This window comes from Deltaproteobacteria bacterium, assembly GCA_016210005.1.
In the GTDB taxonomy this organism is placed as follows: Bacteria; Desulfobacterota; Binatia; order HRBIN30; family JACQVA1; genus JACQVA1.
Map to the genome: position 1 here is coordinate 1 of JACQVA010000161.1, position 10,771 is coordinate 10,771.

Genomic DNA, 10,771 nt, shown 5'->3' on the forward strand with positions numbered 1-10,771 from the left:
AGGAGGTGCACAGGCGGAGATGACTGGAGGCGACTTCAAGCGATGGTTGTACCGTGGGCAGCGGCCCAACTGGATCGCGAGGATTCTGAATAGGGCGTGGGCGACGGTAGCCTCGTCAGTCATCGCGCCATATTTCCTAGTAACCTTGGAGGTGGCCGGACGTAGGTAGGGGCGAACAATATCGCTGCCGTTGGTCATCGCGGTCGTTGATGACCAACGGTACTTGGTGTCGATGCTCGGAGAGAACGTGCAGTGGGTTCACAACGTGCGGGCAGCCGGTGGGGTTGCGGTTCTTCGGAGCGGCGGCCGTGAGGAGATCCAACTCGAAGAGGTTCCCACCGGGCAACGCGCCCCCATCTTGAAGGCATACCTGCAGCGAGCCCCGGGAGCGCGCCCCCACGTGCCGGTGCGCAAGGATGCCGCGCTGGCGGAATTCGAGAAACTCGCGGCGCTTCCGGTCTTCCGGGTTGTTTCCAAATCTAACAAGGGGATGCAGGGGCGAGCGGAAGGCCGGGCTGGTTTGTGAATCGGACGAGAGCGATGAACCTACGCATCCTTGGTGCCGGGCTAGGTCGCACCGGAACGATGTCACTCAAGCTGGCGCTGGAGCGGCTGCTGGGCGCGCCGTGCTACCACGTGACCGAAGTGTTCGCGCGCCCGGAACACATCCCGGCCTGGCACTCCGCCGCTCGCGGCACGGTGCCAGACTGGCGCACGCTGCTGGCGGATTACGCGGCAACGGTAGACCGGCCGGCGGCGCCGTTTTGGCCGAGCTGATGGCGACGTTTCCCGATGCGCTCGGGCTGCTGTCCGCACGTGATCCGCAGGCGTGGTGGCAGAGCGCCCGACACCCGGTAGCACCCCCGGCTGGACGAACAACGTAAGCCCCCGAGAATCACGAGATTCACAAGGTGCTACTACCGCGCGGTAGCAGATCTCTGTCAGCCCAAATCTCCGGCGCAAGCCGGGCCGAAATATGACAAATGTTACGAGCTCCACTGCTCGAAGGACGAACCCCTCACCACGCCCATCCCGAACCGCCCTCACTATGATATGTGCGGCTCATTACCTCGTGAGTGATCGCGATATGATCGTGGATATCCTGCTGCTGCTCGCTGCTTACCTCATCGGCTCGGTTCCCACCGGCGTACTGCTAGCGCGTACGGCCGGAGTTGATCCCCGCCAAGTCGGCAGTGGCAACATCGGCGCTACCAACGTTGCTCGCAGCGCCGGCACACGCTTGGGGCTGTTCACGCTGGCAGGCGACGCCATCAAAGGCGCCCTGCCCGTCCTGCTGGCTCCGGCGGTCTCCGACACACCTTGGGTCTCGGCTGCGACCGGCCTGGCGGCCATTGCCGGGCACTTGTTCTCCGTGTTTCTGCGGTTTCGCGGCGGCAAAGGCGTCGCCACCGCCGCGGGCGCTTTCCTCGTGCTCGCGCCGCTCGCCACCATCGCCAGCGTTGCGGTGTTTGCCGCTACCGCTTACGCTTTCCGACTGGTCTCGCTCGCTTCAATGGCCGCAGCCGGGGCACTACCGTTGCTGGCGATGGCCCTCGGAACCAGCTCGGCGGTGGCGGTTGCGGCGTGGGTAACGGCGATGGCGGTGATCGCCCGCCACCGTGAGAACATCCGCCGCATCGCCGCCGGCCGCGAACCCCGCTTCGGGGCCCGCGGCCCTGCCTAAGAACCAGGCGCTGCTCGTTCCGCAAGCAGCAGAGCGAGCAGCAGCCCGACGCACGCGGCAGCGCAACCGCGGCTGCCAATTCGCGGTATTGCTGGCATCGCTGTTGCTCAATCGCTCAGCGATGCCCCGGTGGGCATCGTTTAACTCTAGCCACAGGAAGGGGGACTGCCCGCATGCGACGGCAGAGAACAGTGATGATGGGGACGGCAGCAGTGTTGGCTGCCGTGGTGGCACCGATGGCCGCATTGGCCCAGGACGGCGCGCCCAAGATCGACAGCGGCGACACCGCCTGGATGCTGACTTCCTCGGCATTGGTGTTGATGATGACCGCGCCGGGCTTAGCGCTGTTTTACGCCGGCCTGGTACGGCGCAAGAACGCCTTGGCCACCATCATGCAGAGTTTCGTGCTGATGGCGGTGATCAGCGTGCAGTGGGTGCTCTACGGCTACACCCTCGCCTTCGGCCCCGACCACGGGCACATCATCGGCGGCCTGGATTGGCTCGGGCTCAACGGTGTCGGGGGCGATCCGAACCCGGACTACGCCGCGACGATCCCGCACCAGTGCTTCATGATCTACCAGTGCATGTTCGCCATCATCACGCCGGCGCTGATCACCGGGGCGATCGCCGACCGCATGAAGTTCAGCGCCTTTCTGCTCTTCAGCCTGTTGTGGGCCACACTGGTCTACGATCCGGTGGCGCACTGGGTGTGGGGCAAGGGCGGCTGGATGGGTACCAACGGCGGTATGGGCGCCTTGGACTTTGCCGGCGGTACGGTGGTGCACATCAGCTCGGGTGTCTCCGCGCTGGCCGCGGCACTGGTAATGGGTAAACGCTTGGGCTTCCCACGCGAGCCCATGCCGCCGCACAATCTGCCGTTTTCGGTGGTGGGCGCGGCCATGCTCTGGGTTGGCTGGTTCGGCTTCAACGCCGGCAGCGCGCTGACCGCCGGCGCCCTCGCCACCAGCGCATTCGTCGCCACCAACACCGCCACCGCCGCCGCCACGCTGTCGTGGATGTTCGCCGAATGGGCCAAGCGCGGCAAGCCCACCGTGCTCGGTGCCGCCAGCGGCGCGGTGGCGGGGCTGGTCGCAATCACCCCCGCTTCGGGCTTCGTCGGCCCGGTCTCTTCGATCATCATCGGCGCCATCGCCGGCGTGGTGTGCTTCTCGGCCTGCAACTTGAAACTGCGCCTGGGCTACGACGACTCGCTCGACGTGGTCGGCGTCCACTGCGTCGGCGGGACCACCGGCGCGATCCTCACCGGCCTGTTCGCCTCCAAAGCCGTCAATTCAGCCGGAGCGGACGGACTGTTCTTCGGCAACCCGGGTCAGCTCGGCCTCCAGTTGCTGGCCGTGGGCGTCACCCTAGTGTACTGCTTCGTGGTCGCCCTCGTGCTGCTCAAGGTCGTCGATGCCTTGGTCGGACTGCGCGTTGTCGAAGAGGACGAGGTGGTAGGCCTGGATCTCTCGCAGCACGGCGAGACCGCCTACGAACTTTAATTCTGCCCGCCGAATGTCTTTACAGCGTCGCGGGCCTGACATAAGGAACGGGGTCGCAGTCTCCCCGGGAAGGAGTTGCCATGAAGAAGGTTGAAGCGGTAATCAAGCCGTTCAAGTTGGACGAGGTGAAGGAAGCACTCAGTGGAATCGGCATTCAGGGACTCACCGTCAGCGAGGTAAAGGGGTTCGGCCGCCAGAAGGGCCATACCGAACTCTATCGCGGCGCCGAGTACGTGGTGGACTTCTTGCCCAAGGTGAAGCTCGAGATCATCGTCAAGGACGAGCAGGTCACCCAAGTGGTCGATACCATCGAAAAGGCCGCCAAGACCGGCCGCATCGGTGACGGCAAGATCTTCGTCATGCCGATCGAGGAGGTGGTCCGCATTCGTACCGGTGAGCGAGGGAGGGATGCCATCTAGCACAGGCGGGCGCAGGCGCAGTGCGCCCCGTACGGCGATATCAACCGGCCGGCAAGGCCAGCGAAAGGACAAGTCAGGAAGGAGCGGAGGTATGACCCCGAAGGACGCGATCAAGTTGGCGAAGGAAAACAAAGCGGTGTGCTGTGATCTGAAGTTTCTCGACTTCCTCGGCATCTGGCAGCATTTCACCATGCCGATGAGCGAAGTCGATGAAGCCCTGTTCGAAGAAGGCTCGGGCTTCGACGGCTCCTCGATCCGGGGCTGGCAGCCGATTCATGCCTCCGACATGCTGGTGGTGCCCGACCCGAACACCGCGGTGATGGATCCCTTCACCAAGGACGCCACCCTCAGCCTCATCTGCAACATCGTCGATCCGATCACCAAAGAAGATTACACCCGTGATCCGCGCAACATCGCGCGCAAGGCCGAGGCCTACCTGAAGTCGAGCGGCGTCGGCGACGTCGCCTATTTCGGCCCCGAGCCCGAGTTCTTCATTTTCGACGACATTCGCTACGGCCAGAACCAGCACGCCGGCTTCTACTTCCTCGACTCGGTCGAGGGTCAGTGGAACACCGGGCGTGAGGAGAATCCCAACCTCGGTTACAAGCCGCGCTACAAAGAAGGCTACTTCCCGGTGCCACCGACCGATTCGCAACAGGACATCCGCCAGGAGATGGTGCTGGTGATGGAAGCGGTGGGCCTGCGCGTCGAGAAGCAACACCACGAAGTGGCCACTGCCGGCCAGGCCGAGATCGACATGCGCTTCATGCCGCTGGTCAAGATGGGCGACGCGCTGATGTGGTACAAGTACATCGTCAAGAACGTCGCCCGCCGCCACGGCCGCACGGCAACCTTTATGCCCAAGCCGATCTTCGGCGATAACGGGTCCGGCATGCACGTGCATCAGTCGATCTGGAAAGGAGAGAAGCCGCTGTTTGCCGGTGACGGCTACGGCGGCATGTCCGAGCTGGCGATGCACTACATCGCCGGCATCCTCAAGCACGCGCCGGCGCTGGCCGCCTTCACCAACCCGGGCACCAACAGCTACCGCCGCCTGGTGCCGGGCTTCGAGGCGCCGGTCAACCTGGCCTACTCCAGCCGCAACCGCTCGGCCGCGGTGCGCATCCCGATGTACTCGCCCTCACCCAAGGCCAAGCGCATCGAGGTCCGCTTCCCCGATCCCAGCTGCAACGGCTACCTCGCCTTTGCCGCCATGCTGATGGCCGGCCTCGACGGCGTCGAAAAGCGCCTGTCGCCGGGCGAGCCGCTCGACAAAGACATCTACGCTCTGACTCCGGAAGAACTCGCCGATGTGCCTTCGATGCCCGCCGGTCTCGATGAAGCCCTCGATAACCTGAAGAAGGACCACGAGTTCATGCTCAAGGGCGACGTCTTCACCGAGGACGTGATCGAGACTTGGATCGAGTACAAGATGAGCAACGAGGTCTCGGCCGTGCGCCTGCGTCCGCATCCGCACGAATTCGCGATGTACTTTGACGCGTAGCAGTGGGTCCGCGTCCGCACACCGGGGCCGGTTGGCGTTTGCCAGCCGGCCCCGGTGCGTTTTGGGCGGCAACAGCCGCCAACGCATTCTACCCTTTTAGCCGCATCCGTAGAGCCCCTAGGGGGGGCCGGCAAGCGACCGACAGTCTCTGGGCAGACTCTAATCGCAATCTGGGCGTGCTGATTGCTCACGGTTACTTGCCAAACAAGGTCCTTGGCACACCGTGAACAAATGTGTTACTTGACGGCCCGAATCGGTCGGGTGCGTGCAGCGGATTGATAGTGCCGCACGCCGGGTGACATAGGTGTGATGGTATGTGGCCTACGGCTGGAGCCGTGTCGAGCAGAGGCGGCCTTCGATGCGCGGGCGTGCCCCAGTTCTTCGTACTGCGCTCGCGATGCACCGCTGCACAATCGGGCCAGCCCGTTGTCTGCATTCACGGAAAGGATCAGGCATGAAGCGTGCCGTGTTCGTTCTAGCGCTAACGATCTCGGGTTGTGCTTTCACCGATATTCCGGTCACCCTGCCAGTACAACCCACGGGGAACCTGCGTGGCGGCGAGGGGCGTCAGATTGTCATCGTCGCCCCGCTCTCAGATGAGCGGCAATACCGGGACAAGTGCGGGATTCAAAAGAACGCCTACAGCATGGAGACCGCGAAAGCGATCTGCTCCATGGACCCGGCTATCTGGGTCGCGCAGCGACTGACGGCTGAACTCAAGACCGCAGGTTTCACCGTTGCTTCGCAGGGCGCGGCCAAGCCGAGTGCGCTCCAGCTCACGGGCTCGCTGCTCAAGATTTTCGTCGAGCCGGTTATCGGTTTCTCGACCATTTCACTGGAGACGGACATTCACGTCAAGCTCGTGGCCACGACCGGGACAGGGTTGCTGGCTGAGCGCCACTTCTTCGTCAAAGGAGTGGAATCGGGGCTGGTCGCGCACGCCGGAAACTTCCAAACATCAGTCGACCGCGCCGCCGATACGGTGATGCGTGACATGGTGGCAGCCATCATCTCGCTGATGAACCGGTATCCCGAACTCGGCTTACGGGCCCCTGGGCGTGGCAGTGCGCGAATCGCGCTCGCACGGAAGGAGCAACTATGGCACGTGTACTGATCGTCTTTGTTACCTTCATGACACTTGCCGGCTGTGGCCCGCAACGTCACGGCGTGGTCGACCCGAGTCAGGCCGCAAGCTTCAACAGCGCGGATTGGACAGTCAAGAGCCCGCCGCGGCCGGTCGACACTAGCAACAAGAGAGATCAGCAATGAGACGGGGGAGAGCGCGGGCGTTCAGAGCGCTGGCTGTGTTACTCGCGGCGACCGTGGCCGGCTGTGGCTGGACGGTTACGGCACCGCCCCGACCCGACAGCCCGCACCCGCGCGCGCAGGTTGGGACCAGTGTGCTCCTCCAGGTAACCGAGGGCAACATCGCCTGGGGCGGCGGGCGTATGGGGGAACTGATACGGGATGCCTTGGTGGCCCGCGGTGTCTTCGGTGAGGTTCATTACCCGATCGAGCCCCGCAACCCACCGCCGCTGCGGCTTGTGATCACTGCACGTGGCGAAGTGAAAGAAGACGTTGCCGGGGGGTTCATCAAGGCGGTCGTGATCGGGGCGCTCCTCTTCATCCCCGTCGGAATCATCCGGTTCAGCAAGGACTTCACTCTCGACGCTGATGTGTCGCTGCTCGACGCTGGCCGCCAGATCCAACGCTTTCGTATTGAAGGTGCGACGCAGATTGCACACACGATGTTCTCCGACATCGCGGGCTACGAAACAGAAGCTCGGCGCGCAACGGCGGAATATCTCGCCGCCGAGATCGCTGCCCGTCTGCGCCAGGGAACCGGCAGCAAGTAACGCGAACGCGGCGCTCCGTCCTATCCCGCTCTCGCAGGCGCAAGCCGAGACGAGACGATCGCGGTCGGCGTCGCTCTCCGCCTCTCGGCAACGACGCTTGAGATCGGTCTCGCCGCCACGGGCGCGGTGTGCAATCGTCACGCCGGCTTGCCGATGGCGTAGCGCGCGGGCTACAGTGCCGGCACGCGAGGAGACACGTATGCCGGTAGTTCGTGCCGAGGAGTTGACTTACACCAAGGTCCGCCAGTTGGACGGCAACCGCACCGTCTGTTTTCTGCCGATGAGCGCGCTCGAAGTGCACGGCCCGCATCTGCCGCTGGGAATGGACCACTACATGGCGCGCTGGATGGCCGAGGAAACCGGCCGCCGCTTTGCCGAGCGGTATCCGGATTGGACGGTGATCCAGATGCCGGCGCTGCCGCTCGGCACCGACGAGTTGCCCTTGGCCGGCTCGATGGAGGCCTCGCAACGCACCGTCTACTCGGCCTTGGTGGCGCACGGCCGCTCGCTGGCGCGGGCCGGTTACAAGTACGTCGTGGTCACCAACGGGCACGGCGGCCCGCGCCATGCCGCGGCCCTGGAAGCCGCCTGCCGCCGGGTGAGCCGGCGCGAGGGCATCCACATGTTCTCGCCCTCGATCCTGACCCTGCATCGCATCATCACCGGCCAACGCTTCGCGCAGGTGGAGGAGCTGCTCGGCCGCCCGCTCACCGACGGCGAGCGCCGCGGCCTGCTCGGCGGCGAGCACGCCGGCAGCTGGGAGACCGCCTTTATGCTGGCGCAGCAGGCCGACCTGGTCGAGCCGGATTGGCAAGCGCTGGGATTGCTCGAGCCGCCGAAGTTCAAGCCGCTCGTCGCCCTCGGCGAGCGCCTGGCGGCCTGGCGCGAGAAACGCGGCGGCGATGCCGGCCACATGCGCATGCTGGTTCAAAGCCTCGCCGGCGGCATCGGCTGGTTGCTCAACGCCAAGTACGGTTACGGCGGCCCGGTGGCCTCGTACAAGGGCGATCCCTCGGTCGCCTCGGCCGCAATCGGTCATGCCTTTCGCGAGATCATGGCGAGAGATTGTTTGGAACTGCTGGTCGAGGTGGTCGAAGGCCGCACACCGGCAAGCGCCGTGCGCAGCATCGCTTCCGACCCGGCTATCATCCAACCGCAGTTCTGGCGCCGCTTGGGTTTGGCGGCCGCTGCCCTGATCGTGGTGGCACTCTTGCTCTGATCGGCTCAGCCGCTGGGAATGTCCCCGGTGGGCTCTGTGCCGCGGCGCTTGCCATTCTCTTGCGTTTACGAGGACCAAGATGCATTTCGGACTTCATACCGGCCCGCAGAATTGCACCTACGACGACCTCCGCGCCGCCTGGCGCCTGGCGGACCAGTCCGGCTTTCACTGGGTGTCGATCTGGGATCACTTCTACCCGGCCATGATAACTCCAGGTGATGCCGAGGGCACCTGCTTCGAGGCGGTCTCGATCATGACGGCGCTGGCCGCCGCGACCACGAGAGTCCGCGTCGGTGCCCTGGTCTACTGTATCAGCTACCGCCATCCCGCCGTGCTGGCTAAGGCCATGGCGACGGTGGATCACGTCAGCGGCGGCCGCTTGGAGCTGGGGCTAGGGGCCGGCTGGAGCCAGATCGAGTACGACGCCTACGGCATCCCCTTCCTGCCGATCAAGGATCGCCTCGATCAGCTGGAGGAGGGCCTGCAAATCGTGCGCTGCCTCTTCACCCAACCAAGCACCACGTTTCGCGGCCGGCACTTCACGCTCACCGACGCGCGCTGCGAGCCCAAGCCGCTGCAGCCCAACCCCCGCCTGTGGGTGGGCGGCATGGGTGAAAAGCGCTTGCTCAAGATGGCGGCTCAGTATGCCGACGGTTGGAGCGTGCCCTTCATCGGGCCACAGCTCTACGCCCACAAGAATCAGGTGCTCACCCAGTGGTGCGAGCGGCTCGGGCGCGATCCCCGCACGGTGCAGCGTTCGGTCAACCTCGGCTTGGCCCTCGGTCGCAATGAAACCGAAGCGCAGCGCAAGCGCGAAGGCCTGCGCGCCCAGTTCGGCGCTGCCGCCGAGTTCATGGAGCCGGGCATACTGATCGGTACGCCACAGCAAGTGATCGACCGCATCGGCGAGTACCAGCGCGCCGGCGCCGGTTGGATCATGGTGGCCCTGCGAGGCCCCTTCGACCTCGACGGCCTGCGCGTGTTCATCGACGACGTCATGCCGGCCTTTGCCTAACTGCTACTGCCGCCCAGCCTGGCCCCTCGCTCAAAGAGGGCCGTCGATGAGGGCCGCGGCTCCCCACCAGCAGCCGTCTCCAAAGTCCCGTCTCGCACCCCTTTCAGCTCGGCGTTGCCGTCGGGCTATCGAGCAATACCGGCGTTGGGGTCGGGCTCGGCGACGGGGTCGGGCTCGGTGCGAGGCACGCCGTCAACCCGGCCTGGTACTCGGCGTAAATCTGCGCGTCGCTCAGCGCCGAGTCGAAGATGCGGACTTCGTCGATCGTCGAACTCGCCGTCGCCGAGGCGCACCGCGTCCCATCCGACTGGCAGCCGACCGCCAGCGTGTTCGCCGCGCCCGGCAGGTTGCCGCCGGCCTCGATCTGCCCACGCGACAGCCCGTCAACGAAGATGCTGAGCCCGTCGCCGGAGCCGTCGTAGCGACAAATGAAATCGTGCCAGTTGCCGTCGTTCCACGACTGCGCAGAGGTTACACAGATGTTGACGCCGCCGGCCTGAACACAGCATTCGATCTTCCCGGCATCGCCGCTAGCCCAACCCATGAAGTAGTTGTAGGCGCCGCTGCCCCACTTGCCGACGAGCACATGGCTGCCACTCACCAGCCCAGACTTCGCCCACGCTCCAAAAGTTACCGTGTCGTCACCGCTTGTGTGACACGTGCTCTGGATCGCGCTGACCCTCTGCCCGTCGTCAGCCACCGCGATCGCGGCGTCGCTGTCACCGGCGATGGCGCCGGGCTGGCCAAAGAAAAGCGAGCCTTCGTAGGTACCGTTCTGGCAACCAGCCGCATCCACCGCCGTCGCTCCTCCCGGCTCACCGAGCCGCCAGTGCAGCAGCGGCGCGTGGCTCGCGACCAGCGCCGCGTAGGCCGCACAAGGTGACGGGGTCGGGGTTGGAGTCGGGCTGGCAGTCGGCATTGCTGTTTCCGCCGCCGTTGCGGTTGCCGTCGACGTCGAAGTCGCCGTCGCCGTTGAGGCCAGCGTCGGCGTAGAGGTCATCGTGGGCGTGGCACAGCTGGCCCAGGTCACCACCGCCCCGCCGCTCGTCGCGGTCCGCGCCGAGCCGTCCGCCGGTTGCGCGCACACCATATCGATCGTCAGCACGCTGCCGTCGGCCGGCGCCGAGTCGGTCACGCTCATGTACCAGCCGGATGTCGGCGTCGTCAGGAACGAAACGTTGTTGAAGGTAAAGGGCGAGCCGCTGCCGGAATGCGAGATCGTCATCTGCGTGGCCCCCGTCGCGTAGTTCTGCAAGGTCACGTTGTCGAAGCGGGTCATCGTGCCGCCATTCGAGGTGAACGATACATTGTCCAAGACCAGCCCGTCGACGTCGACGCCGCTCACGCTCAGCGACCGGCCGCTGCCCATGATGACCGGGGCCACGCTGCCTGGTGAACGCAGCTGGCCGTTGGCGACGACGTTAGAAGCCAAGCTGACGCCCGCCGCGTTGGCGAACTCCACATCCTGGAAGCGCGAGTTGCTGCTCCCCGGCAGGCAGAACCACACCGTCTGCGCCGCCGTACCGGCAAACACCACCCGCTGCGTCCCGCTCGCCGCAAACACCGTCCACG

The 10,771-nt window shown here is 65.1% G+C and carries 11 protein-coding genes and 1 pseudogene; 11 read left to right on the plus strand and 1 reads right to left on the minus strand.

The window, feature by feature from the left end; all coding sequences use genetic code 11:
• Positions 1 to 19 precede the first annotated feature (19 nt).
• The 11 genes and pseudogenes from HY699_15765 to HY699_15815 all read left to right on the plus strand — a co-directional run bounded on the left by HY699_15765 (position 20) and on the right by HY699_15815 (position 9,199).
• Positions 20 to 526: pseudogene (locus HY699_15765) on the plus strand (nitroreductase family deazaflavin-dependent oxidoreductase).
• Positions 527 to 540: 14 nt separating this feature from the next.
• Complete coding sequence (locus HY699_15770) at positions 541 to 777, plus strand: hypothetical protein (protein ID MBI4517263.1); 237 nt, start codon at positions 541 to 543, stop codon at positions 775 to 777.
• A 310-nt stretch (positions 778 to 1,087) separates the two neighbouring features.
• A complete protein-coding gene (gene plsY, locus HY699_15775; GenBank protein MBI4517264.1) occupies positions 1,088 to 1,684 on the plus strand; it encodes a glycerol-3-phosphate 1-O-acyltransferase PlsY in 597 nt (198 codons plus the stop codon).
• A 173-nt stretch (positions 1,685 to 1,857) separates the two neighbouring features.
• Complete coding sequence (locus HY699_15780; GenBank protein MBI4517265.1) at positions 1,858 to 3,186, plus strand: ammonium transporter; 1,329 nt, start codon at positions 1,858 to 1,860, stop codon at positions 3,184 to 3,186.
• 80 nt (positions 3,187 to 3,266) lie between these two features.
• Entirely contained in the window at positions 3,267 to 3,605 is a 339-nt protein-coding gene (locus HY699_15785) for a P-II family nitrogen regulator (GenBank protein MBI4517266.1), read from the plus strand.
• 91 nt (positions 3,606 to 3,696) lie between these two features.
• Positions 3,697 to 5,109 carry a type I glutamate--ammonia ligase gene (gene glnA, locus HY699_15790; protein ID MBI4517267.1) on the plus strand — a complete coding sequence of 471 codons (1,413 nt, stop codon included), beginning with the start codon at positions 3,697 to 3,699 and terminating at the stop codon, positions 5,107 to 5,109.
• Between the two features lie 454 nt (positions 5,110 to 5,563).
• Entirely contained in the window at positions 5,564 to 6,223 is a 660-nt protein-coding gene (locus HY699_15795) for a hypothetical protein (protein ID MBI4517268.1), read from the plus strand.
• Positions 6,208 to 6,378, plus strand: coding sequence for a hypothetical protein (locus HY699_15800; GenBank protein ID MBI4517269.1), 171 nt, complete (start codon positions 6,208 to 6,210; stop codon positions 6,376 to 6,378). Before HY699_15795 ends, HY699_15800 begins: the two co-directional genes overlap by 16 nt.
• Positions 6,379 to 6,584: 206 nt before the next feature.
• On the plus strand, positions 6,585 to 6,965 hold the full coding sequence (locus HY699_15805; GenBank protein ID MBI4517270.1) for a hypothetical protein: 381 nt from the start codon (positions 6,585 to 6,587) through the stop codon (positions 6,963 to 6,965).
• A gap of 199 nt (positions 6,966 to 7,164) precedes the next feature.
• Positions 7,165 to 8,184, plus strand: a complete 1,020-nt coding sequence (locus tag HY699_15810; protein ID MBI4517271.1) for a creatininase family protein — start codon at positions 7,165 to 7,167, stop codon at positions 8,182 to 8,184.
• A gap of 79 nt (positions 8,185 to 8,263) precedes the next feature.
• On the plus strand, positions 8,264 to 9,199 hold the full coding sequence (locus tag HY699_15815; protein ID MBI4517272.1) for a TIGR03560 family F420-dependent LLM class oxidoreductase: 936 nt from the start codon (positions 8,264 to 8,266) through the stop codon (positions 9,197 to 9,199).
• Between the two features lie 103 nt (positions 9,200 to 9,302).
• Here HY699_15815 and HY699_15820 read toward each other — a convergent pair.
• Positions 9,303 to 10,771: hypothetical protein (locus HY699_15820; protein MBI4517273.1), on the minus strand; the 1,469-nt coding region annotated here is incomplete at its 5' end.